20 protein-coding genes are annotated in these 25929 nt (G+C 68.1%); 6 read left to right on the top strand and 14 right to left on the bottom strand.

What is annotated here, in order from left to right:
- Window positions 1-62: 62 nt before the first annotated feature.
- From WI697_RS08170 to WI697_RS08155, 4 genes are all read right to left on the bottom strand, one after another.
- Window positions 63-1022 (bottom strand): hypothetical protein, encoded by a 960-nt coding sequence (locus tag WI697_RS08170; protein WP_345958104.1) that lies wholly within the window; start codon window positions 1020-1022, stop codon window positions 63-65.
- 47 nt (window positions 1023-1069) lie between these two features.
- A complete protein-coding gene (locus tag WI697_RS08165) occupies window positions 1070-6061 on the bottom strand; it encodes an RHS repeat-associated core domain-containing protein (RefSeq protein ID WP_345958103.1) in 4992 nt (1663 codons plus the stop codon).
- Window positions 6062-6258: 197 nt separating this feature from the next.
- Window positions 6259-6813, bottom strand: coding sequence for a GNAT family N-acetyltransferase (locus WI697_RS08160; protein ID WP_345958102.1), 555 nt, complete (start codon window positions 6811-6813; stop codon window positions 6259-6261).
- Window positions 6810-7907 (bottom strand): CobW family GTP-binding protein, encoded by a 1098-nt coding sequence (locus WI697_RS08155; protein WP_345958101.1) that lies wholly within the window; start codon window positions 7905-7907, stop codon window positions 6810-6812. Before WI697_RS08155 ends, WI697_RS08160 begins: the two co-directional genes overlap by 4 nt.
- 148 nt (window positions 7908-8055) lie before the next feature.
- On the opposite strand from WI697_RS08155, the gene WI697_RS08150 reads away from it, so the two are divergent.
- Complete coding sequence (locus WI697_RS08150; protein ID WP_385998653.1) at window positions 8056-8997, top strand: 3-hydroxyacyl-CoA dehydrogenase NAD-binding domain-containing protein; 942 nt, start codon at window positions 8056-8058, stop codon at window positions 8995-8997.
- Window positions 8998-9081: 84 nt separating this feature from the next.
- Here the strand turns inward: WI697_RS08150 and WI697_RS08145 are convergent, their stop codons facing one another.
- Entirely contained in the window at window positions 9082-10299 is a 1218-nt protein-coding gene (locus WI697_RS08145; RefSeq protein WP_062766159.1) for an NADP-dependent isocitrate dehydrogenase, read from the bottom strand.
- Window positions 10300-10561: 262 nt separating this feature from the next.
- Here WI697_RS08145 and WI697_RS08140 point away from each other — a divergent pair, with 262 nt between their 5' ends.
- Window positions 10562-11455 (top strand): hypothetical protein, encoded by an 894-nt coding sequence (locus WI697_RS08140; protein WP_345958099.1) that lies wholly within the window; start codon window positions 10562-10564, stop codon window positions 11453-11455.
- A gap of 110 nt (window positions 11456-11565) precedes the next feature.
- Entirely contained in the window at window positions 11566-12801 is a 1236-nt protein-coding gene (locus WI697_RS08135; protein WP_345958098.1) for a LysM peptidoglycan-binding domain-containing protein, read from the top strand.
- Here WI697_RS08135 and WI697_RS08130 read toward each other — a convergent pair whose 3' ends face one another.
- The 3 genes from WI697_RS08130 to WI697_RS08120 all read right to left on the bottom strand — a co-directional run bounded on the left by WI697_RS08130 (window position 12802) and on the right by WI697_RS08120 (window position 16294).
- A complete protein-coding gene (locus tag WI697_RS08130) occupies window positions 12802-14058 on the bottom strand; it encodes an MFS transporter (RefSeq protein WP_345958097.1) in 1257 nt (418 codons plus the stop codon).
- Window positions 14059-14138: 80 nt separating this feature from the next.
- Window positions 14139-15488 carry a glycoside hydrolase 64/thaumatin family protein gene (locus tag WI697_RS08125; protein WP_345958096.1) on the bottom strand — a complete coding sequence of 450 codons (1350 nt, stop codon included), beginning with the start codon at window positions 15486-15488 and terminating at the stop codon, window positions 14139-14141.
- Window positions 15489-15685: 197 nt separating this feature from the next.
- A complete protein-coding gene (locus WI697_RS08120) occupies window positions 15686-16294 on the bottom strand; it encodes a TetR/AcrR family transcriptional regulator (protein WP_345958095.1) in 609 nt (202 codons plus the stop codon).
- 132 nt (window positions 16295-16426) lie between these two features.
- Between WI697_RS08120 and WI697_RS08115 the strand changes: the two genes are divergently transcribed.
- From WI697_RS08115 to WI697_RS08105, 3 genes are read left to right on the top strand one after another with little or no spacing between them, the layout of a single operon-like run.
- Complete coding sequence (locus WI697_RS08115; protein ID WP_345958094.1) at window positions 16427-17338, top strand: DMT family transporter; 912 nt, start codon at window positions 16427-16429, stop codon at window positions 17336-17338.
- Window positions 17339-17375: 37 nt separating this feature from the next.
- The gene (locus tag WI697_RS08110) at window positions 17376-18080 is read left to right on the top strand and encodes a glutathione S-transferase family protein (protein WP_345958093.1); all 705 of its coding nucleotides are present in this window, start codon (window positions 17376-17378) and stop codon (window positions 18078-18080) included.
- Between the two features lie 8 nt (window positions 18081-18088).
- On the top strand, window positions 18089-18799 hold the full coding sequence (locus tag WI697_RS08105; RefSeq protein WP_345958092.1) for a glutathione binding-like protein: 711 nt from the start codon (window positions 18089-18091) through the stop codon (window positions 18797-18799).
- 21 nt (window positions 18800-18820) lie between these two features.
- Here WI697_RS08105 and WI697_RS08100 read toward each other — a convergent pair whose 3' ends face one another.
- The 6 genes from WI697_RS08100 to WI697_RS08075 all read right to left on the bottom strand — a co-directional run bounded on the left by WI697_RS08100 (window position 18821) and on the right by WI697_RS08075 (window position 25924).
- Entirely contained in the window at window positions 18821-19828 is a 1008-nt protein-coding gene (locus WI697_RS08100) for an ABC transporter permease (RefSeq protein WP_062766243.1), read from the bottom strand.
- Between the two features lie 47 nt (window positions 19829-19875).
- Window positions 19876-21405, bottom strand: a complete 1530-nt coding sequence (locus WI697_RS08095) for a sugar ABC transporter ATP-binding protein (protein ID WP_062766133.1) — start codon at window positions 21403-21405, stop codon at window positions 19876-19878.
- Between the two features lie 102 nt (window positions 21406-21507).
- Window positions 21508-22569, bottom strand: a complete 1062-nt coding sequence (gene torT, locus WI697_RS08090) for a TMAO reductase system periplasmic protein TorT (protein WP_345958091.1) — start codon at window positions 22567-22569, stop codon at window positions 21508-21510.
- Window positions 22570-22713: 144 nt separating this feature from the next.
- Window positions 22714-23685, bottom strand: coding sequence for a 5-oxoprolinase subunit C family protein (locus WI697_RS08085; protein WP_345958090.1), 972 nt, complete (start codon window positions 23683-23685; stop codon window positions 22714-22716).
- Window positions 23675-24550, bottom strand: a complete 876-nt coding sequence (locus WI697_RS08080; protein WP_296719119.1) for a 5-oxoprolinase subunit B family protein — start codon at window positions 24548-24550, stop codon at window positions 23675-23677. Before WI697_RS08080 ends, WI697_RS08085 begins: the two co-directional genes overlap by 11 nt.
- A gap of 9 nt (window positions 24551-24559) precedes the next feature.
- On the bottom strand, window positions 24560-25924 hold the full coding sequence (locus WI697_RS08075; RefSeq protein ID WP_345958089.1) for an acetyl-CoA carboxylase biotin carboxylase subunit: 1365 nt from the start codon (window positions 25922-25924) through the stop codon (window positions 24560-24562).
- Window positions 25925-25929: the final 5 nt, after the last annotated feature.

Below are 25929 nucleotides of genomic sequence, written 5' to 3'. Positions count from 1 at the left end.
CAAAGACTTCGAGAACCTCTCACGGATGGCTTTGGCATTCCTCCGCCTCGCGATGATCCGGATCATGATGCGCAGAATCGCAAGGAGCCGGAAATCATAGATAACTTCTCGGACGGACTCTCAGCCCCGAACTGCCAGATGTAGTGCCAGTTGGGGTGCTTGTCCTTCGAGATGATCGACCAGTTCGACGGCCCGCTCGGCGCACCGCTGATGTCGGAGCGGATGATGTAGCAGCCCTGCTCGGTGATGGTGAAATAATAGTTGTCCTGGTCCCAATCCTTGCCGTTGGCCGTGTCCTCGCGGTCGAGACGGGTGTTGCTCGAATTGTAGAAGATGGGCGTCAGGGCGCGGAGCGCGACGCTGTTCTTGAAGTTGCCGGCTGGGGCGTTGAAATGCTGGTCGGCGTTCAGCGCGTAACCGCCACCCGGCAGGGTGATCTTGCTGCCGATGGTGATGGCGCGCGACCGTGCATCGGTGGCGCAGGTCACGTAATAGGTCGTGACCTCCTGAACGAATTCGGCAAAACGCGCCGCCGTACTCTGGCCTTCCGGCAGGGTATGGAACTGGTTGACCGAGGTGCCATAGGCCCAGCCCGAAGGCAGGGACTGGGCTGTGGTGTAGTCGAGCAGGGTGATGCTGGTGCGTGCCAGCACGGCCGAACTCAGCGGCACCACGGTGCCGTTCACATCGATCGGTGTGAAGTAGATCCGCACGCCGATCTGGTTGAGACCGTTGCCGTAGATCGAGCCGGAGGCGGCGCCGGTTTCGAACACGATGCGGAAATCGGACAGGCCGCTCCAGGCGTGCTGCCAGTCGGCATTGTTCTCGCCCCAGCCGGGATAGTAACGGCCGCGGCTGCTGCCGTCGAACTGGGCGATCATGAAGTCGCCTGCGGCGTAGATGTTATTGTTGTCCGCATCGGATTGGCGGACGACGAAGATGTCGCCTTTCTGGGCGTCGTTCCCCCAGACTTTCGGGTTCTCGTAGGTACCAGCGGCGGCTTGTCTCTGCACGGCGTCCATCTGGCTGTCTCCCTTTGACATGCGGGTGGGTCTGCGGAGGAGGGTGATTACCGGTAGCCGGCGTCGGGGACGCGCCGGCGTATGCTGCGCGGGCTCAGCGGTGCGTCTGTGGTCTGGCTGCCGACGGTGAAGGTCAGGCGATCGGCATTTGTCTCGCTGAGCGGGACGCCGCGAGTGGGCACCTGCGTTCTGCCGTTCGGCGAACTCGCTGTGACGTTGTAGAGGCGCCCCTGGTTGTCGGCTGCAATGAATCTGTCATGCAGCGGTTGCGCGCCGATCTGATTGTCCTGCCGGAAACGCTGCACGACATCGAAGCGCTCGTGCATGAGCTGGCTGTCGTTCCAGCCGCCGATCGTCGTGGTGACATAACGGGTGGAGGTCACATGCTCGCGCTGCTGTCCTGCAGGGCGGGCGCGGTCATTCTCGGCTGGGGACAGATGCGGGTATTCGCTGGTCCGGGCCGTTCCCCCGCCCTGGACGTCGGTAGGCCTGCCATTGTCGAAACCCGTCCGGGGTGATTCGACGCCCGAGGTTGCGCGTACGGTCTGGCGACCTTCCGTGGCGACTTCCCAGGGTCTGCGGGGCGGCCGGGCCTCCGCTGCCCAGGCGCGCGCCGCCCTGGGCGCGCCACGGCCGCCCAGTCCTTCGCGCTGGATGGTCGCGACACGCTCCGACAGCTCTGAAAGGCTGTTGCCGACCCGACGGCCGACGGTGCTGCCGAGCCTGGTCAGGCCCTCCATCGCCCCCGGGGCGCCAAGGCCCATCGATACCCAGCCCAGGATGGCGGAGGCCTGCGGTGCCGCATCTTCAAGGGCGCCACTGACGATGCCGGTAACGTCGGCAGCAAGGCCAAGCCCGCCGATCACGCCTATCGCCGAGGCGCCGGCGCTGATCCCTGCGATCACACCTTCGGCCGCGATCACCGGTGCGGCGGCCAGACCAAAGGTTGCGGCAGTGGCAAGGATCCCCACGATGCCGAGACCGATACCGATCCAGGCGCTGACACTCAGATGCCCCGTCGGATCGGCCAGGTTGATGGGGTCGCCTGCGCAATAGGCGTAGCGATTGATGCCGCCCGGGCCGAAGGGGCTCCAGGAATCAGGCGTGGTGAAGCGCATCAGGGCCGGATCATAGGCCCGGTAGCCATTGCCCAGATGGATCATGCCGGTCGCCGGATCCTGCCGTTCGGCATCGAAGCCGTTGGGCACGGCGGTCGAGATCGGCCGGAAGCCATAGGGGGTGTAGGCGAAGCTGCCGATGCCGGCGGCGAGCAGCACACTCCCCTTGCCGTCGGTACCGTAGAGCGTCGTGGCGGCTCCGCTTCCGTCGCGGCGCTGGCCGAGGGCGAGCCCCGCCAGGCTGGGGAAGCGCAGGGAGCCGCCGGTCTCGATCTGGTTGGTGAGCAGGCTGCCGCGATAGTGAAGCTCCTGGCCGCCGCCAGTCGGGCCCTGAAGGATCAGCCGGTCGGTTGCATCATAGCCATAGCTTGCGGTCGTACCGCCATCGACCGTGATCAGCCGGCCGAGCGGGTCATAGCCCAATCGTCGTCCGGCGGCATCGAGGATCATCCGCCCGGCGCTGTCATAGGCGAGGTCGATCCGGGCCGGATAGCCGGGATGGGTGTGGGTGACCCGGACGAGCCGTGTGGGATCGGTCGTGTCATAGGTGAAGACGGCGGTGTCGGTGCCGTCGGCGAGGGTGGTGGTGCAGCCCAGTACATTGCCGAGCGCGTCATAGGTGAGCGCCAGGGCCGAGATGGTGCGCCCCGAGACATCGGTCGGCGGCTGGCTGCCGGTGCAGCTGTAGCTCGTCAGGCGGTTGCGGCTGTCATAGCCGAAACTCTCCTGCCGGAGCGTGGTGCCGCCCTGACGGGTGGTCCGGCTCTGGATCTGGCCGTTCGCCCGCCAGCTCTGCGAGATCGAGAGGCTGGCGGCGCCCGAGATTTCCCGGCTGGTCTCAAGTCCGAAGGCGTCGTAGCCGAGGGTGGTGGTGAGCGTGCGGCCGGTGGTGGGGTCGGTCGTGGTCCAGCTCGACGGGCGCCCGAAGGCGTCGTAGCTGAGGCTGGCGGTCAGGCCGGGGTCGGTGATGCTCGTGTTCCGGCCAAGCCCGTCATAAGCGAAGCGTTGGGTGGTGCCGCCGACATCGGTCCAGTGCTGCAGCCGTCCCTGCAGCGAGTGCAGATACGAGGTGCTGCGGGCGGGGGCATCGGGGGCGGTCCGGGTGGTTTCGCCCTTGAGCAGGCCCGACGGGTAATAGGTGATATCGCGGATGGCGCCGCCGGCCTGGGTGGCGTCGGTCAGCAGGATGCCGGCCGGCGCATAGCTATAGGTCTGGACCATGCCGCCCGCGCTGATGCGCGTGCGGGCGAAGCCGAGGGGCGGCTCCCAGGCAAAGCTGGCGGTGACGCCGTCGGGACGGGTTTCGCTTGCGGGAACCGGCCGGTTGCCGTCGTAGGAGAAGCTGCTGGTCTGGCCGCCCGTGACGGCCTTCTGCTTGCGTCCCAGACCGTCGAAGGTCTGGGTGCCGAGAGAGGTACTGCCCACCCGCACCGCCGTGATCAGGGTATCGTTGGAATCGGGGGCATAGCTCTTGGTGACCACCGTTCCGTCGGGCAGGGTGGTGGCGGTCACACGATCCCAGTCGTCATAGGCATAGGCGGTCACCTGGCCGAGTTCGTCGGTGCGGCGGCGCAGGCGGCCGATGCCGTCATAGGCGCAGGTGATGGTGGCCTGGAGCCTGCCGTCGGCGGTGTAGCGCCGGGTCGTCGTCGGCAGGCCCAGAAGATTGCTGGTGGTGATCTGCCATCCCTGTCCTGCGCCGACCAGGCCGGTCTGCGTCTGCAGGGTCACCGGATCATAGGCGCTGCGCTCCTGATGACCGTCGGGCAGGGTGGTCATGTCGTTGCTGCCCCAGTCGTCATAGCCGAAACGGCTGGTGCCCGAGATGGTGGTCTGGCCGCTGCCACCATCCGGCCGCAGCGTGTCGAGATCGGTGGCCTCCGTCACCCGGCCCCAGGCGTCGTAGCTTCGCGACGCGATGGTGATCCAGCCCTGAAGGGCTCCGTCGGCATCCGCCATCTCGCGCCGGACTTCCCGGCCCAGCCCGTCGGTCCAGTAGCGGGTCCGGACGCCGCGGGTGTCGGTGACCGTGGTCGCCGAGGTCTTCTGCGGGCCGGTCAGCAGGTCGTAGGCATAGCTCTGTACGGTTTCGAAGCCGGTCCCGGGGCTGGCCGTACTGGTCAGGATCCGGCCGAGACCGTCATAGGTGTAGCGGGTCTCGACGCCCCAGGGATCGGTCTCGGAGACCAGCCGGGCGCCATAGGTGGTCTGTACGCGCCGGCGGGTCACCGTGAAGCCGTCATGGGTGGTGATGGTGGCGGTCTGAACCAGATCGCCGCCCTGGCGGGTGAATGTGAAATCGGTCCGCCGGTCATAGGAGGCCGGGTTGCCGCCGGGCACGTGGATGGTTTCGGTCAGCCGCGATATCCGGCCGAATTCGGCCGATCCCGTGTCGGTGACATAGGCATAGCTGGCGCTGTGAAGCAGCCGCCCGTCGCGGGACAGATCTTCCCGCGTCTTCATCACCGCGCTTGCGACCGGCGTCCCCGACACCACGCCCAGCTGACCGTAGATATAGCTGGTGACTTCGACAGGGGCGTCGTAACCGGTGGCGGGCGGGGTGACGGTGCAGGTCTTGGGGAAACGGACGAAGCCGTTCGGGTCGGCGGGGCATTTGCCCGCCTCGCCACCGGCCGGATAATAGACCCAGCTTGTGGTGGTGCCGTCCGGCGTCACCTGCAGGGTCATATTGCCGCCGCCGTCGAACTCGGTGGTCGTTGTTTCGATGCGTGACGACTGGCCGCCATTGCCGGCATAGGTCACGGTGCTCGACCGCGGCAGCTGGAACTGCGCCGGCTGATCCTTGAACTGGGTGCCGATCCGCGCGTAATAGACGGTCTCGGTGGTCCGGGCGGCCTTGCCCTGACTGACGACCTCTTTGGTCATCAGATGGAAGTTGTTATAGGTCCGCTCGATGGTCATCGTCCGGTCGCCGCAGACCGATATCTCGCGGGACCAGTAGCTGTAGCTGGTCAGGACGTCGTAAAGATAATCCGAATCCGGGCTCCAGCGACCGCCGCTGGCCGAAGCGCCCAGGTAATTGGTTGAAGAATACGTGTAGGTCCGGGCGATCGCCGGCTGATTTCCCTGCGGATACTGGGTGTAGCTGTCGACCCGCGGCAGGGCGGGCAGGCCCGCACCCGAGGGGAAGGCGGCGCCGCTGGCCAGATAGGTCACCCGTTCGATCAGCCCGGTGGGCGACTGAAGTTCGGTCAGCATCTGCCGGCCGCCGACCGGGTTGTAGGTCAGGCCCCAGGCGAGGGCAGGGTTTTGGGCGGTATTCTCCACCCGGCTCAGATAGTTGCCCTGGAAGGAGAGGCGGAGCGTATAGCTCCCGGCCTGTCCCGGCCAGACGGTGAGCGTGCTGACCGAGGTGCCGTAGGTGGCCTGAAACAGGACCGTCGTCTCGTCCTTCACCTGGGTCAGCCGCCGGGTGGTGCCGGACTGATCCCAGGTCAGATCCAGCCGCCGTCCGGTCGGACTGTAGATCCGGCTCGGCACCTTCACGGTGAAGGCATCGTTGCGCAGCAGTTCCACATCGCCGGATTTGTGCGTGATCCGGTAATAGCCGGCGTAAGTCCCGCTGGTGAGCTTTTCGAAGCGCACCGTGTCGAGCCGGTTCTGCTGGAGAGAGACCCCACCGGTCGTCTCGTTGACCTTGAACTGATCCCCTGTCGACAGGATCAGCAGGCGTTGCCCGCTGTCGTAGCGTGACAGGCCGAGCGAAAAGCCCTGGCCGATGCCGGGTGCTGCCGCGCCCAGCGGGTCATAGCGCAGCGCGAGATCGATCGAGGGGCCGAGATTGGCGTTCCCGATCAGCCGCGCAACCGGCAGGGTCACGCTGTAAAGCCCGGTTCGCGGATCCACGCCGCCTTGCAATGCACTGGGGAAGTTGAAGGCTTGCGAGTAGAAATCGGCCATGGGGCTCCTCCCGGGCCGGCGTTCATGCGCCGGTCGCGTTCGTTCGGGTAACAATGGGGCAATCACCTATTGGTAGTTTTTTTATCAAAAATAAAATTTCAAAGGTAGTTAAATATGAATCAATACAAATATTTCTAAAAAGATAAGAAATCTATGGTAGATAATGGGCCCGCAGGGATCTCATGAGCAGCCGGCGGTCAGTTCCAGTCGTCGGGCTCTGCCGTCGTGACCCTGAGCAGGCGGAAGCCGGCCTTCAGATAGGCCCCGGAGGCGCGGGGGTGGTCGGTGGTGTCGGTGTGGAGCACGACACGGGCCGCGCCGGCATCGAACGCCGTGCGAAGCGCATGGTCGAGCAGGAAACCGCCCCAGCCGCGGCCCTGGGCGGCGGGGGCCAGGCCGAAATGAACGATCTCGGCAGCCGGGGCCGCGGGCGTGCCATGGGCGAGGTCCAGCTCCACGAACCCCAGAACCGTGCCGGCGGCATCCCGTGCGATCAGCACCCGCCGGCCCGGGCGGTCCAGGATCGCCTGCAGCGCATCACGTGTCAGCGTCAGGCGCCGCGACCAGCCATGGGGGCCGCCCACGGCGCGATAGGCGGCAAGATAGGTTTCGACATCGCCATCGGCCTGCGTCAGGTGCAGGTCGGCCGGTTGCGGGCGGGGCGGCTGCGGGTGGGCCGGCTGCGGGTGGTCTGGACCGGATGGCGGCCGGTCCATGCCGAACCAGCTGAAGATCACCCGCCCGGCGGTCATGCCATGGCCTCGGCGGCCAGCTGATCCAGCGCCGCGGCGGGGTCGGCATCCAGGGTGATGGCGACCAGTGTCGGTTCCCCCGGCAGATCGGCATCGCGGCCGAGCGGCATGGCCGGGTACAGCCGGTGCTGCACGCCGTGCAGGGCGGCGCCCGGGCGGTCGCCCTCGGGCGGCAGCAGGCCTTTCAGCCGCAGCAGCGCCGGCCCCATCCGGGCGGCCAGGCGCTCTGCCGCGTGGATCACCCGCGCCTGCGGCGTCCCCGCCGGCAGCCGCCGGGTGGCGGTGGCGATGCGGGCATCGGCGGTGTGGTGGTGGCCGTGATGATGATCGTGCCCGTGCCCTTGGTCGTGATCATGGTGATGATGCCCATGCCCCGGAACCGAACAGGCGCCGTCGGCACAGATCCGGCGATCGGCCGCCGCTTCGGCGGCAAGCCAGGCGCGGGCGCTGTCGCCCCGGGCCTCGGGCGCATAGGGCAGGGGGGCGATCAGCCGGTCGGGATCGGCCAGCGCCGCCTCTCGCGGCAGGATCAGGGCGCCCGGGTTCAGCGCCTGCAGCCGTGCCGTCAGCGCCGCCGTGGCGGCGGCCCCGGCGAGATCCGCCTTGGTGATCACGATCCGGTCGGCCAGAACCGCCTGACGCAGCGCCTCTTCATGGGTGTCGAGCTGGGCGGCACCATGTTCGGCATCGACACAGGCGACGACGCCCGCCAGCGCGAACCGCGCCGCGGTCAGCGGATGGGCGGCCAGCGTGTGAATGATCGGCGCCGGATCGGCCAGGCCGGTGGTCTCGATGATCACCCGGTCCAGCCGGTCGATCTGCCCGCGGGCATGATCCAGATGCAGCCGCATCAGCGTGTCGGTGAGATCGGATCTGAGGGTGCAGCAGATGCAGCCGGCATCGATCGCCACCTGCCGTTCGCCGGCCATGCGCAGCAATTCATGGTCGATGCCCGTCTCGCCGTATTCGTTCACGATCAATGCCGTCGCCGGCGCGATCTCGGGCCGGCGGCGGAAGATCCCGGCGATCAGGCTGGTCTTGCCGGCACCGAGGAAGCCGGTGATCACCAGCACGGGAATGCGGCGTTCGGTCATGGCGCGCCTCATCGGGAAGGGGGCACCAGCATAGGCAGGCCCGCAACCGTCGTCGAGACGTGACCGCCTGGGAGAATGGCCGTGTTTTCAGATGGCGGGCGGCGCCGTAGTGTTGGGGCCACGGCCCCTGGGGCTGCACGGGTTGGAGATGACGATGTTCGACAGGATAGCCGTCCTCGGGGCGGGGACGATCGGGATGAGCTGGGCGGCGCTGTTCGCCGCCAGTGGCCGCGAGGTGGTCGTCCATGACCCCGCCCCGGATACGGAGGCGCGCTGCCGCCGGCTGGTGGCGGCCAGTGCCGATGCGCTGAGCGCGCTGGGCCAGCCCCAGGCCGGCGACGACAGCCGGATGCGCTTCACCACCGACCCCGCCGAGGCGGTGGACGGCGCCGGTTTCGTGCAGGAAAGCGTGCCCGAGCGGGTCGAGGTCAAGCACGCGCTCTATGCCCGGATCGCGGATCGGCTGGCACCGCAGGCGATCATCGGCAGTTCCACCTCGGGGCTCACCCTCGGCCAGCTTCAGGCCGGATGTGCGGCGCCCGGGCGGCTGATCATCGCGCATCCCTTCAACCCGCCGCATCTGATCCCGCTGGTCGAGTTGATGGGCAACGGCCTGACCGAGGCGGATGTGATCGACACCGCCGATGCCTTCTATACCGGCCTCGGCAAAGTCTGCGTGCGGCTGCACAAGGAGGTGCCGGGCCATATCGCCAACCGCCTTCAGGCGGCGATCTGGCGCGAGGCCATCCATCTTGCGGCCGAAGGCGTGGCGAGTGTCGAGGATATCGACAAGGCCGTGGCCTACGGGCCGGGGCTGCGCTGGGCGGCGATGGGGCCGGTCAGCCTGTTCCATCTGGGCGGAGGCCCGGGCGGCATCCGCGCCTTCTGCGACCATCTGGGCGGCGCCTTCCAGAGCTGGTGGCAGGATCTGGGCACGCCGATGATGACGCCCGAGGTGGTCGACATGCTGGCCGAGGGCGTGGCGGCGGGCCGTGATGCCCGCCCGATCGAGGAACTGGCGGCCGAGCGCGACCGGCTGATCCTGGCCTATCTGCTGGCGCGGGGGAGCAGGACGACGCCCCCGTCCTGAACACTGATCCTGAAAAGACGACGGGCGCGGCAGGAAGCCCTGCCGCGCCCGCGATCGTCAGCCCTCTGCCTTGACGGCAGGTCCTCAGGAAGCCATGGCCTTCTTGAGGTTCTCGTCGATCTTGTCGAGGAAGGCGTTGGTGTTCAGCCAAGCCTGATCCTTGCCGACCAGGATCGCCAGATCCTTGGTCATGTGGCCGGCCTCGACGGTCTCGACGCAGACCCGCTCCAGGGTCTCGGCGAAGCCGATCAGGGCGTCGTTGCCGTCGAACTTGCCGCGATAGCCGAGGCCCCGGGTCCAGGCGAAGATCGAGGCGATCGGGTTGGTCGAGGTCTCGCGGCCCTTCTGGTGCTCGCGGAAATGACGGGTGACGGTGCCATGGGCGGCCTCGGCCTCCACGGTCTTTCCGTCCGGCGTCATCAGCACCGAGGTCATCAGACCCAGCGAGCCGAAGCCCTGGGCGACGGTGTCGGACTGCACGTCACCGTCATAGTTCTTGCAGGCCCAGACGAAACCGCCGTCCCACTTCAGGGCCGAGGCGACCATGTCGTCGATCAGGCGATGCTCGTAGACGATGCCGGCGGCCTTGAACTGGTCGGCGAACTCGGCGTCGAAGACCTCCTGGAACAGGTCCTTGAAGCGGCCGTCATAGGCCTTCAGGATCGTGTTCTTGGTCGACAGATACACCGGATAGCCGCGCTGCAGGCCGTAATTCATGCAGGCGCGCGCGAAGCCGCGGATCGACTCGTCCAGGTTGTACATCGCCATGGCGACGCCCGAGCCCGGGAACTTGAACACCTCGTACTCGATCGCTTCGCCGCCGTCTTCCGGCTGGAAGCGGACGGTCAGGGTGCCCTTGCCCGGCACCTTGAAGTCGGTCGCGCGATACTGGTCGCCAAAGGCATGACGGCCGATCACGATCGGCTGGGTCCAGCCCGGCACCAGGCGCGGCACGTTGCGGCAGATGATCGGCTCGCGGAAGACGGTGCCACCCAGGATGTTGCGGATGGTGCCGTTCGGCGACTTCCACATCTGCTTCAGCTTGAACTCCTCGACGCGGGCCTCGTCGGGGGTGATGGTCGCGCACTTCACGCCGACGCCGTGCCTGGCGATCGCCTCGGCGGCGTCCACCGTCACCTTGTCGTTGGTCGCGTCGCGATGCTCGACGCCGAGATCGTAATAGAGAAGGTCGACGTCGAGATAGGGCAGGATCAGCTTGTCCTTGATGAACCGCCAGATGATGCGGGTCATCTCGTCACCGTCCAGTTCGACGACAGGATTGGCGACCTTGATCTTGGTCATGCGGACGATCTCCTCGGCGATGCGCGGCACCCCGGGGGGCGCCGTTGCGACCGGGGCGGCTCCCGGGCCGGGACGGTCCGGGGCGGCAAACGCCGGTCGCGATCGGCGCGCAACATAGCATCGTGCGCGGCCGTTGCAAACCGGCCGCAAACAGCTTCCGCAGATACCGAAGATTGCGCGTGCACCGCACCGGCTTGACCCGGGGCGCGGTTCGGACCACGGTCTTCGGCACAGCCGCTTCACCACCGGAAGGCCCTCTCCGTTGACCGACCTGTTCAGCCTTGTCGAGCACCCGCTGGCGGTGACCCTGATCTGGCCGTTCGCACTGGGGCTGTTGCTGCCGCCGGTGCTGCGCTGGCTGGCGGGCGGCGCCACCGGCTGGCGGATCGCGGTGGTGGCGGTGCCGCTGGGGCTGCTGGCCGGGCTGGTGCTGATGCTGGGCCGGCCGGCGCTGCCGCCCCCGTCCAGCACCCAGAAACTGCCCTATCTGCTGACGGCCGCCGCCGCAGCGGCGGCCATGCTGGGGCTGCTCAACCCCAGGCCCGCCCGGATCGCCGCCATCCCCGCCGCCCTTCTGGTGGTGGGCGGCGGCACGCTCTGGATGGCCGGCGCCCGGCTCGGCCGGTACGAAACCGTCGATCTGGTGCTGCTGCTGGGCGGGCTGGGCCTGGGCTTTGCCGCCCTGCTCGGCCGGTTGAGCCAGAAGGCCGAAGCAGACGGCGCCGGGCGTCAGCTGCTGGTGATCCTGGCGGCGCTGGGCCTGGGCTTCGTGGCGATCAATGGCGGCAGTGCCTCGGTGGGGCAGGCGGGGTTCATGGCCGCCGCCGCCGGGGCGGGCTTCCTGCCCTGGCTGCTTCTGCCCGGCCGGGCCGCTTTCGGGCAGGCCGGTGTCGTTGCCGCCGGCGGTTCGCTGGCGCTGCTGGCCGCCCATCTGGTGCTGTCGCGGCCAAGCGGTCTGGTCGTGGCCTGCCTCGCCATCCTGCTGCTGGTGCCCTTCGCCGACGGGCCCGCGGCGCGGCTGTCCAACCGTCTGGGCATCGGCCAGGGGCGGTTCGGAAAGCCGGCCCGGCTGGTGGTGCTGGGGCTGGTCGCCGCCGTGCCGACGGCGATTGCGGTGGCGATCGCCATCCTGGTGGGGGCGGGCCTGCCGTCCTGAGCGGTCCGGGGCCTCAGCCGGCGTTGAAGCATTCCGGGATGACGTTTAATGTTCCTGCGGACGGGAATGCGTGACCACGCACGACGTGTGGTCCGCAAGGGGAGGCGCAGGTGACGTCACGGAATATCGCCATCATCGCGGTTCTGGCCGCGATCATCGCCGCCATCGCCGGATGGCTGATCTGGGGTGGGGACGCGGAGGACAAGGCCGTGGCCACCGCACCGGTGCCGACGGCCCCGGCACCCGCCGCGCCGGCGGCGACACCGGCCCCTGCAGCTTCAGCGCCGCAGGCCCCGGCACCTCAGACCGCGGCGCCTGAGGCCGCGGCACCTGAGGCCGCGGCGGCTCCGCAGGCATCCGCGCCCGAGACGGCGACCTCCGCACCGGCACCCGCGCCGGCCGCCGAGGCCACCGGCCGCGACGTGCTGGTGAAGCCCGCCACGCCTGAACCCGCCGCACCGGCGCCCGCCCCCGGGGCCGTCGCCGAACCGGCAGCGCCCAGTTTCGACATCGTGCGGGTCAATCCGCGCGGTGACACCGTGGTCGCCGGCCGCGCCGAGCCCAATGCCGAGGTGGTGCTGCGCGACGGCGGCACCGAAATCGGCCGCGCCCGGGCCGACGAGCGGGGCGAATGGGTGATCCTGCCCGAAAAGCCGCTCAACCGCGGCAATCGCGAACTCGATCTGGAAGCGACCCTGCCCGGGGGCGCGAAGGTGAAATCGAAGGATGTCGTGGTGCTGGCCGTGCCCGACACGGCCCCCCAGGCCTCGGCGGCGGCGGGGGATGCGAAGCCCCAGCCGGATCAGCCGATGGCGGTGCTGATGCCGCGTGACGGCGACGGCACCGGCCGTCTGCTTCAGCGCAGCGACCCGACCGGCGTGTCGGAAGGCCCGCTCAGCCTGGAAGTGATCGATTACGACGATCAGGGCCGGGTCAGCCTGTCGGGGCGGGCCAGGGCCGGCAAGGAAGTGCGGATCTATCTCGACAACGACCTGATCGCCACCGCCCGGCCCGACCCCGATCGCGGCGGCATCTGGGTGGTGACGCCGGAAGGCCGGATCCCGGAAGGCAAGGCGACCCTGCGGGTGGACCTGGTCGACGAAGGCGGCAAGGTGCTGGCGCGGCTGGAAACCCCGTTCTCGCGCGCGGCCTCGCCGATGATGCTGCCCGAGGGCCAGACCTATGTCGTCATCCAGCCCGGCGACTATCTGTGGCGCATCGCCCGCGCCACCTATGGCCAGGGCATCCGCTACACCACCATTTTCGAAGCCAATCGCGACCAGATCCGCAACCCGGACCTGATCTATCCGGGCCAGGTCTTCGTCCTGCCCGGGCATGACGGCTGATCAGCCGCCGATCCGCCCCTGGCGGGCCGAGACCCGGGCGGCGGCGACCCCGGCCAGGCTGATGGTCGCCGCCGCCAGCCCGACCGCCGCGAAGCCGTGGGCGGCCATCACCAGCCCCAGAACCGCGGTGCCGGTGCTGATGCCCAGATAGGTGACGGCGCTCGTCAGCGCCATCACCAGCCCGCGGGCAGTGCCGGCACGTTCGGTGGCCAGCGTGTTGAGCGCGGTGACCACCGTGCCCTGAGCCAGGCCCCAGAGGATCAGCGTCGCCTCGAAGGCGACCGGCCGGCCCAGGCTCTGCGACATGGCGACCATGTCGACGGCCAGAACCGCCAGCGCCACGGTGAGGGCGCGATCCTTGCCGACGCGGTCGACCAGCCGGGCGTTGAGCGTGGAGCCCGCCAGGCCAACGCCATACCAGAGCACGATGGCGCCGGCCGCCGCGGCACCGCTGCCCTCCAGATTGCGCAGCGCCGTGCCGACATAGGCATAGATGCCGTAAAACGACACCATATTGGCGAGGTTGGTTGCGAGCAGCGCCGCCACCCCCGGCCGGGTGACCGCATGGCGCAGCCGCGCCAGGAAGCCTGCCGCGTCGTGGCCCCCGGCGTTGTCGTGGCCTCCGGCGGCGGGACCGGTGGCAGTGCGCGCGGGCGGCTGCGGCAGGCGCAGCACGGCAACCGCCAGAACCAGGATGATCAGCGCTGCTGCAGTCAACGTGCCGCGCCAGCCCAGATGTTCGGCGGCGATGCCGGCCAGCGGCACGCCGGTGACCATGGTGATCGCCCAGCCGAACATCACCCGGCCCATCACCCGGCCGCGGGCGGCGAAGGGCACCATGTCGCCGACATAGGCATAGATGGTGGGCAGCACCGCGCCGCAGGCCAGGCCCGAGAGCATGCGGGCCGCCAGCAGCATGCCGAAACTCTGCGCGGTGGCAGCGACGATGCCGGCGATGGTGGCGATGACCATGCCGGCCGCGATCAGCCGCCGCCGGGGCAGATGCCCGGCGAACAGGCCGAACAGTGGTGCCGAGACCGCGACCGCCAGCCCATAGGCGCTGATCGCGAAGGCGGCATCGGTGGCGGCCATGTCGAAATCGCGGGCGATATCGATCAGCAGCGGCGCCACCGCAAAGGCCTCGGTGCCGATGCCGGCCACCGCCGCGATCAGCGCCGCCACCGCCCAGCCGGGCAGGCCGGCCGGCATGTCGGCCGCAAGGGCGGGGGAGGGTGATGGCGGGCAGGAACTGGACATCGGGGGCACCACGCATCCGGGGGAGGGATCGCGGCGCAGAATAGCCGAACGCGCGTTCGGTGGAAGGGGGAAGCGCGCGTTCAGCCCGAGGTGACGGTCCGGTCGAGCAGGGTGACGGTCAGCGTGTCGACGCTGGCCGGGTTCAGGTTCAGCTGCGGTGCCGAGAAACGTTCGGCGAAGGCGAAGTTATAGGCCTGGGAACAGGGGTTCAGGGCGGCCGCCCACTGGTTCCAGTGATTGCTGATGCCGGTGGGCCACAGCGCCGCGAACAGCAGGCCCTGGCCGGGCAGGGTGGAGAACCAGTCGGAACTTGCCATGTCACCAACGGCAATCGTGCCGCCCGAGCCCTGGACGGTGACGGCCGAGCCGATGGCACCGATGTTCAGCCCGGCGAAGAGATCGCCAAGCACCCAGCCCCAGACGTCGTTGCCCGGGGTCTGAAGCGCGCCGCCATTCAGCGAAAAGGCCGGGTTCGCGCCATAGCTTGCGGCCGGGTTCAGCAGGTTCCAGCGGTCGATGGTGATGGTGACGGTGGAAAACTGGCCGGTGCTGCCCGAGAGCGTGATGGTGCCGGCTGCATCGATCGATGCGGTCAGATCGTAGGTCTGGGCCTCGTAAATCGGGCCGGTTTCCTTGTCGTTGCCGGCGAAATTGCCCTTGATCAGCGCGATGGTGCCGCCGCCGAGGCTGGTAAAGCCCGGGACCGGCGCCGTCGTCTTCGGGCCGAAGGTTTCGATCAGCGCATCGTAATAGGACAGGAAGGTGTCGTAGGGCGTGGCCGGCAGGCCGGGCATGGCGTCGGTCGACGGGCTGCCGAAGGGCGGATAGCTGTTGGGGCCGATGATCCGGACGAAATTGCCCGAGCCGTCGGTGACCACGCCCGAGGCGGGGTTGAGCAGCTGCTGCGACACGCCGGCCGGCAGGGGATTGCCGTCGGCCGCGAAGGCCGCGATCACCGCTTTCGCAGCCGGGGTCGACTGGACCGGATCGCTGAGGGCCGCGAGTGCCGTGTAGACGTCGGCGGCGGTGGTGCTGCCGGTCAGCCCCGCCAGACTGCCGGTGGATGTGCCCTGGAACGAGGCTTCCAGGCTCATCGGAATGCTCCAGAAATCGATCGCCGTCAGATCGGCGCAGCCGGTCGGCGTGCCGTCGAAGGTCAGCTCGAACTTGTCGAAGACGTTGTCGTTGCCGGTCAGGATGGAGGCGTTCGGATCGATGGTGCACGAGGTGGCACTATAGGCCACATAGATCCGGCCGCTGGTGGTGTCTTCGATGGTGAAGCTGGTGATCGTGGACAGCGCATACCAGGTCTGGGCGGTCATCGCGGCGCCGTTGATGGTCGCGCTCAGCGAACTGCCCCAGAAGCCCAGATAGACATCCTTGTCCGGCGTGCCCGAATTGTTGGTGACGGTGAGGGTGATGGACGCCATCCTGCCGATCCCTTCTGTCAAATATGTTGCATTTTGCAATACATCGGGATGAGGCAGGTGAGACAGGCCGCGATCGAGGGTGAGGGCGGTCCAACGGGCAGGTTTCCGATGCATCGAGCACTTTCATCTTATTCGCGAAGCTTTGCCGCAAACAAGAGAGATGTGACCGATCGGCAATACAATCTTTGCGGGAGCGTTCAGTCGGCAGAGGTTTCAGCGGTCGCCGGGTCGTCGAGCAGCGCCAGCGCCGTCTGCACCAGCGCGGTCAGCAGCGCCGGTTCGGGCCGCACGCGCGACAGGGTGCGCAGCCCCATCAGCGTGCCGAGCAGATGGGCGGCCAGATCCTGCGGGGCCAGGCGTCTGGTGACGCTGCCATCGGCCTGACCGGCGGTGATCCGGTCCAGAAAGAAGGCCTCGATCCGCCGCAGCGCTTCGGCGACCACCTCGCGGAAGCCGGCATCATGCGGGGCCACCTCCAGCGAGGCGTTGATCAGCATGCAGCCCTTGTGATCGGGATCTGAGATCGATCGCTCCAGCGGTTCGTCGAAAAAGGCGGCGAGACCTGCGCGCGGCGCCATGGCCGAACAGCGCCGGATGCGTTCGGCGATCCCGCTTTCGATGTAGTGATCCAGCGCGCGGCCATAGAGGGCACGCTTGTCCCCGAAGGCGTTGTACAGGCTGGCGCTGGTGATCCCGGTATGCTGGACCAGATCGCGGACCGAGGTCAGTTCATAGCCCCGCGCCCAGAAGCACCGGGTGGCGGCATCCAGCACCTGCTCTTCGTCGAATTCCCGCGGGCGCGCCATGGCGAAGCTCCGTCCCCCAATCGTCCTGGTGCATGCGATCGGCATCTTGCCAACCGTTTTCTAACGTGCATTATAAAACAAGCGTCATAAAACACAAGACGGCGCTCCGGGAACAGAATGGATGGATGGGCGATGGCCATGCAGCAGACGGCCCCTCAAGGGCGCGGGATCGAGGGCTTCGCCTGGGCGGCGCTTGCGGTCTCGATCTTTTCGGGCTGGTTCGTGGTCACCCGGCTTGCGGTGGTCCACAGCCTGGAGGTCTGGGACATCACCGCCCTGCGCTTCGGCATCGGCGCGGTGCTGCTGCTGCCGGCCCTGTTCCCGCGCGGCCGGCCGCTGCCGGCCCGGGCGTGGAAAGAGGGGCTGGTCTTCTCGCTGCTCTGGGGGGTGCCCTTCGTGCTGCTGGTCGCGGCGGGGCTGCAACTGACCTCTGCGGCCCAGGCCGCTTCGATCGCCCCCACCGCCATGCCGCTGTTCGCGGGCGTGCTCGGGGCCATCTTCCTGGGGGAACGCCACGGCCTGCGGCGCTGGGCAGGCTATGGCGCCATCGTCGCGGGACAGGTGGCCCTGATCCTGATCGGCACCGCCATCCACGGCCTGCCCGATCCCGGCGGCATCCTGGCCCTGCTGGGGGCCGCCGCACTCTGGGCGGTCTATACCCTGCGCTTCCGCGGCAGCCTGATCACCCCCATCCAGTCGGCGGCCTTGATCTGCTTCTGGTCGGCGCTGCTGTTCCTGCCGGTCTATCTGGCGGCCGGCCTGTCCAGTCTGGGCACCGCCACCACGGGCGAAATCGTCGTGCAGGGCCTGTATCAGGGCGTGCTGATGAGCGCGGTGGCGGTGATCACCTTCAACCGCGCGGTCGGCCTGCTGGGGCCTGCGGCCGCGACCGGCATCATCGCCCTGGTGCCGGTGGTCGCCTCGACCCTTGCCATCCCGGTGCTGGGCGAACTGCCCGCCCCGGCCGAGGCCCTCGCCATCCTGGCGATCGTCGCCGGCGTGCTGCTGGTGGCACGCCCGGTGCGGCGGCCGGCCCGATCCTGAGTTCCTCCCCCCCCCGAAAACAGAGAGGGTAGCCCTCGTGATCCGCTTCTATTATCACCCGACCCCGAACCCGGCGAAGGTGGCGCTGCTGCTGGAGGAAACTGGTCTGCCCTACGAGCTGGTGCCGGTCGATACCCGCAAGGGTGAGCAGCACGATCCGGCCTTCCTGGCGATCAATCCCAACGCCAAGGTGCCGGCCATCGTCGATCTCGACGGGCCCGGCGGCAAGCCGGCGCGCGTATTCGATTCGACTGCGATTCTGATTTATATAGCCGAAAAGGCTAATAGCTTTCTGGGCGCGCCCCAGGACCGGCCGGAGCTGCTGTCCTGGCTGATGTTCATCGCCTCGGGGCTGGGGCCGTTCTCGGGCCAGGCGGTGCATTTCCAGCACGCCGCCCCCGAGGGGCTGGACTATGCCCGCAACCGCTACCGGCGCGAGGCCGAGCGGCATTACGAGGTGCTGGACCGGCATCTGGACGGGCGCGACTGGATCGCGGGCGACAGCTACACCATCGCCGACATCTCGGCCTGGGGCTGGCTGGAACGTGCCGAGCGGGTGCTGAAGGGCAAGACCGATCCGCTGGCCGACTATCCCAACCTGAAGCGTCTCTTCCAGGCGGTCGATGCCCGGCCGGCGGCAGAGCGGGCCCGCAGGGCGGGCAGCGATCACGAGTTTAAGACCGTGATCGACGAACAGGCGCAGCGCGCGCTCTTCCCATCCAACTATCCCAAAGCCGGGTGAGGCCGCCCATGATCGACGTCTATTACTGGCCGACCCCCAACGGCCACAAGATCACCATGTTCCTGGAAGAGACCGGGCTGGATTATCGGATCCATCCGGTCGACATCAGCGCCGGCGACCAGTTCAAGCCGGACTTCCTGGCGATCTCGCCCAACAACCGCATGCCGGCGATCGTCGATCATGCGCCGGCCGATGGCGGCGCGCCGGTCAGCGTGTTCGAATCGGGCGCGATCCTGCTCTATCTGGCCGAGAAGACCGGCCGGCTGCTGCCCACGGAACTGCGCGCCCGCAAGACCGTCACCGAATGGCTGTTCTGGCAGGTGGGCGGGCTTGGCCCCATGGCCGGGCAGAACCATCATTTCGGGCTCTATGCGCCCGAGAAGCTGCCCTATGCCATCACACGCTATGTGAACGAGACCAACCGGCTTTACGGCGTGCTCGACCGGCGGCTGAAGGGCCGGCGCTATATTGCGGGCGACGACTATTCCATCGCCGATCTGGCGAGCTATCCCTGGGTGGTGCCGTGGAAGCGCCAGCAGCAGACCCTGGACGATTTCCCCGATCTGCGCCGCTGGTTCGACGACATCCGCACCCGGCCGGCCACGGTCCGCGCCTATGAAAAGGGTGAGCCCTACATGTCGCGGCCGACCGTGACCGAAGAGGGCAAGAAGCTGCTCTTCGGTCAGACGGCGGCGTCTACAGGCGGCAGCGGCAGCTGATCCCGGTGACGGGGGCGGGGGTCAACCCCGCCCCATCAGCATGCGGTAGCGGATCTGGTCGAAGACCACGGCCAGGATCAGCAGGGCGCCGAGCAGCACCATCTGCATATAGGAACTGATCTGCGCCAGGTTCATGCCGTTCTGGACCAGAACGATGAAGAAGGCGCCGAGCACGACGTTTTCAACCCGGCCGATGCCGCCGCGCAGCGACACGCCGGCGATGACGCAGGCGGCGATGCTCTCCAGCGCGATGGTGCCGCCCAGATTGGCCTCGCCGCTTTCCACCCGGGCGGTGAGCAGAAGCCCGGTCAGCGAGGCGATCAGCGCGCAGATCACATAGGCGAAGACCAGCACCTTCTTCGTGTCGATCGCCGACAGATGCGCCGCCTTCATGTTGCCGCCGATGGCATAGACATGCATGCCGATGCGGGTGCGGCTCATCACCACCCACATGGCCAGTGCCGCCACCGCCGCGACCAGCACCGGCACCGGCACGCCGAACAGCCGGCCGAAGCCGAAGAGGTCGGCGAATTCGAAGGGCAGGCCGGAAACCGGCACGCCGCCGGTCAGGAACAGCGAAATGCCGGCCGCGACCGAGCTGACGCCCAGGGTCATGATGAAGGGCGAGACGCCGAAGGCGGCGACGCCGATGCCGTTGACCAGGCCGATCAGCATGGCGGCGCAGAAGCCGGCGGCAGCGCCGGCCACGATCACCAGCCAGACGGCATCGGGGAAGAGCTGACCCAGCGCCGTCATCACCAGCGCCGAGACCACCGAGGTGACCGCGACCGCGGCCCCCACCGACAGGTCGAAGCCGCCGGTGATCAGCACCAGCATCTGGCCCAGAGAGACCAGCATCAGATAGACCGACTGCCGGGCGACATTGACCAGATTGTCGACGGTGAGAAAGCGGTCGGAGAGGATCGTGAACACGATCAGCGCCCCGGCCAGGAAGAAGGGCAGGACACCCAGACGGACGAACAGGCGGCGCAGCGGGTTGGCGGCGGCGCCCCGGGCGGTATCGGTCATGGGGGCGGGTCCCTTGGTCATGCCGGTGGCGGGTGCGGGCGTGTCGGTCATGCGACCTCCTCCTCTTCCGCGAAGAAATGCGCCAGGACGGCCGCTTCCGAGATGTCCTCGCGGCCGAGTTCGGCGGCGATGCGGCCGCGGGAGAAGACCACCAGCCGGTGGGCGAGGTTCATCGCCTCGGGCAGATCCGACGAGATCACCACCACCGCCTTGCCGGCCTCGGCCAGATCGCGGATCAGCCGGTAGATCGCGGCGCGGGCGCCCATGTCGACGCCGACCGTCGGCTCGTCGAAGACGTAGAGCGCGTAATCGCGGCCAAGCCCGCGGCCGAACAGCGTTTTCTGCTGGTTGCCGCCCGAGAGCTGGGCGGCCGGCCGGCCGCGATAGGCGGGCGGCAGTTCCACCCGCTCCGCCACCTGCTCGCAGGTCTTGCGGATGCGCGGCCAGGGCAGCAGACCCCGGCCGGGCAGACCGGGCAGCACCCCCTGAGCCAGGTTGTCGCGCACCGTGAAGGCAAGCTGCAGCCCCTCGGTCTTGCGATCCGGCGGCAGATAGTACGCGCCCGCGGCCATCATGGCGCGGGTGGAGCGGCCCGTGACATCCTGCGCCGCTTCCCGGTCATGCCAGATCACCCGGCCGGCATCGACCGGCAGCAGACCCATCATGGCGCGGAAGGCGCGTGATTTGCCCGAGCCGACCAGCCCCGCCACCCCCAGCACCTCGCCCGGGCGGATGTCGAGATCGATGCCGTCGACACCCCAGGCCTTCAGCCCGCGGATCGTCACCAGCGGCGCCCCGGGGGCATGGGCGATGGCGGGGTAGATTTCGGTGATCGCGCGGCCGGCCATCAGCTCGACCAGCGTCGCCTCGTCGGTGCCCTGCATCGGATAGGTGCCGATCTTCGTGCCGTCGCGCAGCACGGTGATCCGGTCGGCGATGCGGGCGAATTCCTGGATGCGATGCGAGATGTAGATGATGCCGACGCCCTGGGCCTTCATCGCCGTCACCACCTTGAACAGATGGTCGACCTCGCGATCGGTCAGAGAGGCGGTGGGCTCGTCCAGGATCAGCAGCGAAACCTTGCCCTGCAGCGCCTTGGCGATCTCGACCATCTGCTGTTCGGCACGGCTGAGATCCGACACCCTGCGGCGCGGATCGATGCGGAAATCGAGCCGGGCGAACAGCGCATCGGCGGCCCGGCGCATGGCCGGCCGGTCGATGAACGGCCCGGTCTTCAACTCGTTGCCGAGGAAGATGTTCTCGGCCACCGACAGGGTCGGGACCAGGGAGAATTCCTGAAAGACCGCCGAAATCCCGGCCATGCGGGCATCGGCGACCGAGTGGAAGGCGACCGGCCGGCCGTCGAGGCGGATCTCGCCCTCGCTCGGCGTCGAGGCGCCGGCGAGCATGGAGATGAGTGTGGATTTGCCGGCGCCGTTCTCGCCGAACAGCACATGGACCTCGCCGCGCCGGAGGTCGAAATCGACCGCGTTCAGCGCCGTGACGCCCGGATAGCGTTTGGTCAGCCCCCGGGTTTCGATCAGGGGCGGCGGGCTGGTGTCTGATGTCTGGGCCATGGTCTCGGGCTGCCTGCTCGTTGACTGCGGGGGTGCGCAGACCGGCAGGGTGCGGACGGATCCGGCACCCCGCCGGTGGAGCGGTTCGGGATCGGCCCGGTATCAGTTCACCGAGAAGACCGGCGAGAAGTTCTCGGGCGGCAGGATGCTTTCGCGCGCCACCTTGCCGATGTTCTTCTGGTCGACCACGAAGATCTTCGGGCCGACATGCTTCACATAGTCCTTGCCTTCCAGGATGCGCACCGCCTGATCGACGGCGATGCGGCCCTGAATGACCATGCTGTCGGCCGGTGCCGCTTCGATGAAGCCGCGCCTGATGCCCTGATAGACGCCGGGGGTCATGTAGAAGGCGAGGATGCCGACCTTGTCGGTGAGGCCGCGTTCCCGCAGCAGGCCCTGGGCGGCTTCGGCGGTCACCGCGGTGCCGGCGATATAGGCGACGTCGGGCGTGGCCTGGAGCACGTCTTCCACCAGACGCAGCTGGGCTTCCTTGCCGGTATCGCCATAACGCGGTTCCAGCACCTGAACCGCCGAGCCCTTGACCGCGTCCATGAAACCCTTATGCGCGGCTTCCACCCAGCCGGCGCCCGCGGGCCCCGGGAACCAGCCGACCTTGACCGGGGCGGAGCCGGCCGGATGCTTGGCGGCCAGATACTTACCGGTCTCGCTGCCCATGGTGTAGAACGACACCAGCGATTTGGCGGCCAGTTCGGGCGACGAGATGCCGTTGATCACGTCGATCACCGGGATCTTCTTTTCCGCCAGTTCCTTGACCAGATTGTTGAGCCCGTCATAGGAAATTGCGCCGATCACCACCGCCTGGGCGCCCGAGGCGACGCAATCCTCGATCTGGCTGATCTGCCTGGGCAGTTCGGTATAGCCGCCGGCCTCGACCACGTTCAGCTTCACGCCCAGGCGCTTCGCCTCTTCGGTGACGCCATAGTCGACGCCCAGCCAGTAGGCATCCTTCATGTGCGGGAAGGACACGCAGACGTTCCACGGCTTGGACGCCTTGTCGAGCGGCACATAGTCGATGTCCTTCGACGTGCCGTCGGCCGAGAAGGCCGGGGTCACCTCGGCGGCGGGATAGGGAAACCAGTCCGCGGCCTGGGCAGCGCCTGTGAAGAGCGTGCCGGCCAGAAGAGCGATCGCGAGCTTTTTCATGACGTGAGCCTCTGATGTCGTCTTTGAACGTTCACGTTGTTTCGTGTTTGTTCTTGTTTTCGGCTGTCTTCTTCTTGCTCAGGCGGGTAGGCAGGTGGTCTGGTCCTCCGGGCGGTCTCCCCCGCCCGGAGGACCGGTCATCGGTCAGACCAGGGCATCGTGCAGGCGGGCGATCAGCGAGGCGCGATCCCGGCGGGCGGTGAGCGCGGTCGCCATGTCGACCTTCACGAAGCGGGTGGGGGTATGCGGCTGCAACTGGCCGATCAGGTCCATATCGGCCGAGATCACCGCACCCAGGGTGAAATAGCCGCCGCCCGACACGGCATCGCGATGCAGCACGATCGGCTCGGAGCCGCCCGGCACCTGGATCGAGCCGTATTGATAGCAACCGTCGACGATGTTGGACGGGTCGGAGCCGGCGCCGAAGGGCTGCTCGCGCGGCTCGAAGCTGAACGGCCGGCCGCCGCGGAAGCGGTAGCCGATGCGGTCGGCCTCGGGCGCCACCTTCCAGTCGTCGTCGAAGAAGTTGCGGCCGGCCTCTTCGGTGATCAGACGCCAGTAGAGGCCGGGCAGCACCCGGATTTCGGCCGGCGTGCCGGGCAGGCGGCGCAGGCTTGGGGCGACCGAGCGGCCTTCATCGGCCCCCGGCCCCTCGCCCAGCGGCAGAAGGTCCCCCGCGGCGAGCGCCCGGCCCTGGAAGCCGCCGAGGGCGCCGAGCGCATAGGTCGAGCGGCTGCCCAGTGCCTCGGGCACGTCGATGCCGCCCGAGACCGCGACATAGGCGCGGGCGCCGGCCTTCAGATAGTCGAAGCTCAGCACCTGGCCGGCCTTGACCTTGAAGGCGGTCCAGCCGGGTTTCGCCTCGCCGTCGAGCTTCGGCGGCAGGTCGGCGCCGGTGACGGCGACCGTGGCGTCGCGCTGGAATTCGAGCTGCGGGCCCAGGAACACCGCCTCCAGCCCGGCCGCATTTGCCGGGTTGCCGACCAGCAGATTGGCGGCGATGAGCGAGAGGGTGTCCATCGCGCCCGAGACGGGGATGCCCAGATGGAAATAGCCGGGCCGGCCCAGATCCTGGACGGTGGTGGCGAGGCCGGGGTTCAGAACCTTAATCGCCATCGAGGGCCTCCATCAGCCGGGCGTTGGTGCCGTCGATATCCGCCTTGAAGGCATCGAGATCGAAGGAAACCGGGCGGATGCGCGGGACATAGGTGTTCGCCGCAACCCGGGCCGTGATGGCGTCGTATTCGGCGCGGTCGATCGGCTTCCACTTCACGATGTCGCCCGGGCGGAAGAAGACCATGAAGTCCTGGAGGTACGAGATCGATTGTTCGGGGTCGTAGATCGGCATGGGCGTGATGCCGAACATCTGATAGCCGCCGGCGCCGCGCACCGAATAGATGCACGAGAAACAGCCGCCATACCCCACCGTCAGCTTGGGCGTATCGGTGCGGGGGCGCAGATATTTCGGCACCTGCAATTGCCGGTCGCGCTCTACCAGCTGGTAGAGGAAGGGCAGGCCGGCGACGAAGCCCACCATCGACACGAACCAGGGCGCGGAATGATGGGCGCGGATGAAGCCCGCGGCATCGTCGAACCCGTTGATCCGGGCGGCATAGTCCAGATCGGTGCCGCTCGGGTCCTGGTGGCGCTCGCGGAAGCGCATCAGGGTCTCGTGGGTCCAGGGATCCTGGTAGTAGACCGGAATTTCGATGATCCGGGTGTCGAGGCGCTTCGGCCCCTCTTCGGCCGCAGCTTCCAGCGCCTTCAGCTTCGCCATCATCTCGTCGGGCGCGATGACGTCGGGGTCGAACCTGACCTGGAAACTGGCATTGGCGGGGCAGACCTCGGTCACCCCGGCGATCGCCGCGGCCTTGACCGCGTTGCTCATGGTGAGCGCCTTGAAGAAGGCGTCGAGCGACATCTCTTCGTCCATTTCGACGAAGATGTGCTCGTCACCCCCGAAGGAATAGCGCGTCTTCATCCGGTCCTCCTATCGGGTGGCGAGGCCGCCTGCGGCCAGCCAGGCTTCGAGGAACTGGGTATGGGTGCGGCCCTCGCGCACCTCGGGCGAAGCGGCGAGTGCCGCATGCAGCGGAATGGTGGTCTTGAGCCCCTCGATCCGGATCGTCTCCAGCGCCGCCGCCAGCGCGTCGATCGCAGCCCCGCGGCTCTCGCCGGTCACGATCAGCTTGGCCAGCAGCGAGTCGTAGAAGGGCGGGATCTGATAGCCTTCGTAGATCATGCCGTCGAAGCGGATATGCGGGGCATCTGGCACCGACATCGCGCCCACCAGCCCGGGGAAGGGCATGAAGCCGTTGGCGGGATCCTCGGCATTGATCCTGACCTCGATCGCATGGCCGCGAAGGCGGACATCCTGTTGTGCGATCGAGAGCGGCTCGCCGCCGGCGATGCGGATCATCCAGGCGACCAGATCGATGCCGGTCACCATCTCGGTCACCGGATGCTCCACCTGGATGCGGGTGTTCATCTCGATGAAGTAGAAGCGGTTGGTCGCCTCGTCATAGAGGTATTCGAGCGTGCCGGCGCCGCGATAGTCGACCGAACGGGCAAGGGCCACCGCCGAGGCGCAAAGCTCGGCGCGGGTGGCGGCATCCAGGCAGGCGGCGGGGGCCTCTTCCCAGACCTTCTGGCGCCGGCGCTGCAGGGAGCATTCGCGCTCGAAGCAATGGATGGCGTGGCGGCCGTCGCCCAGGATCTGGACCTCGATATGCCGGGCATCGCGGATGACCCGCTCCAGATAAAGCCCGCCATCGCCGAAGGCGGCCTCGGCCTCGGATGCTGCCTGCGGGGCCAGCCTGCGCAGCTCCGCCTCGGTCCCGGCGATGCGGATGCCGCGGCCGCCGCCACCGGCGGTCGCCTTGATCATCACCGGATAGCCGACGGCCTCGGCCGCTGCCACGGCGGCCTCGACATCGGCAAGCCGACCCTCGGAGCCGGGCACCACCGGCACGCCGGCGGCGATGGCGGCGGCGCGGGCGGCGGCCTTGTCGCCCATCACCCGGATGGTCTCGGCCGAGGGGCCGACGAAGATCAGCCCCGCCGCCTCGACGGCATCGGCAAAGGCGGCGTTCTCCGCCAGGAAGCCGTAGCCCGGGTGGATCGCATCGGCGCCGCTGGCCTTTGCGGCCTCGATGATCCGGGCGGCGTTCAGATAGGAGGCTTTCGCCGGGGCCGGACCGATGCACACCGCCTGATCGGCCAGCCGCACCGCCAGCATGTCGGCATCGGCTTCGGAATGGCCCTGCACCGTGGCGATGCCGAGGGATTGTGCGGCGCGGACGATGCGCACCGCAATCTCACCCCGATTGGCGATGAAGAGCTTGCGGATCGCCATCGCGC

The sequence above is a fragment of the Tistrella mobilis genome (assembly GCF_039634785.1).
GTDB classification, from domain to species: Bacteria; Pseudomonadota; Alphaproteobacteria; order Tistrellales; family Tistrellaceae; genus Tistrella; species Tistrella mobilis.
The sequence above is the reverse complement of the archived record's forward strand: the minus strand, read 5'-3'. Positions and strand labels throughout refer to the sequence as shown.

What these genes read in the sequence shown, in the direction of transcription:
- WI697_RS08170 (WP_345958104.1), bottom strand. Translation starts at nt 1,022, where the DNA reads ATGGACGCCGTGCAGAGACAAGCCGCCGCTGGTACCTACGAGAACCCG.
- WI697_RS08165 (WP_345958103.1), bottom strand. Translation starts at nt 6,061, where the DNA reads ATGGCCGATTTCTACTCGCAAGCCTTCAACTTCCCCAGTGCATTGCAA.
- WI697_RS08160 (WP_345958102.1), bottom strand. Translation starts at nt 6,813, where the DNA reads ATGACCGCCGGGCGGGTGATCTTCAGCTGGTTCGGCATGGACCGGCCG.
- WI697_RS08155 (WP_345958101.1), bottom strand. Translation starts at nt 7,907, where the DNA reads ATGACCGAACGCCGCATTCCCGTGCTGGTGATCACCGGCTTCCTCGGT.
- WI697_RS08150 (WP_385998653.1), top strand. Translation starts at nt 8,056, where the DNA reads ATGACGATGTTCGACAGGATAGCCGTCCTCGGGGCGGGGACGATCGGG.
- WI697_RS08145 (WP_062766159.1), bottom strand. Translation starts at nt 10,299, where the DNA reads ATGACCAAGATCAAGGTCGCCAATCCTGTCGTCGAACTGGACGGTGAC.
- WI697_RS08130 (WP_345958097.1), bottom strand. Translation starts at nt 14,058, where the DNA reads ATGTCCAGTTCCTGCCCGCCATCACCCTCCCCCGCCCTTGCGGCCGAC.
- WI697_RS08125 (WP_345958096.1), bottom strand. Translation starts at nt 15,488, where the DNA reads ATGGCGTCCATCACCCTCACCGTCACCAACAATTCGGGCACGCCGGAC.
- WI697_RS08120 (WP_345958095.1), bottom strand. Translation starts at nt 16,294, where the DNA reads ATGGCGCGCCCGCGGGAATTCGACGAAGAGCAGGTGCTGGATGCCGCC.
- WI697_RS08115 (WP_345958094.1), top strand. Translation starts at nt 16,427, where the DNA reads ATGGCCATGCAGCAGACGGCCCCTCAAGGGCGCGGGATCGAGGGCTTC.
- WI697_RS08105 (WP_345958092.1), top strand. Translation starts at nt 18,089, where the DNA reads ATGATCGACGTCTATTACTGGCCGACCCCCAACGGCCACAAGATCACC.
- WI697_RS08100 (WP_062766243.1), bottom strand. Translation starts at nt 19,828, where the DNA reads ATGACCGATACCGCCCGGGGCGCCGCCGCCAACCCGCTGCGCCGCCTG.
- WI697_RS08095 (WP_062766133.1), bottom strand. Translation starts at nt 21,405, where the DNA reads ATGGCCCAGACATCAGACACCAGCCCGCCGCCCCTGATCGAAACCCGG.
- torT (WP_345958091.1), bottom strand. Translation starts at nt 22,569, where the DNA reads ATGAAAAAGCTCGCGATCGCTCTTCTGGCCGGCACGCTCTTCACAGGC.
- WI697_RS08085 (WP_345958090.1), bottom strand. Translation starts at nt 23,685, where the DNA reads ATGGCGATTAAGGTTCTGAACCCCGGCCTCGCCACCACCGTCCAGGAT.
- WI697_RS08080 (WP_296719119.1), bottom strand. Translation starts at nt 24,550, where the DNA reads ATGAAGACGCGCTATTCCTTCGGGGGTGACGAGCACATCTTCGTCGAA.
- WI697_RS08075 (WP_345958089.1), bottom strand. Translation starts at nt 25,924, where the DNA reads ATGGCGATCCGCAAGCTCTTCATCGCCAATCGGGGTGAGATTGCGGTG.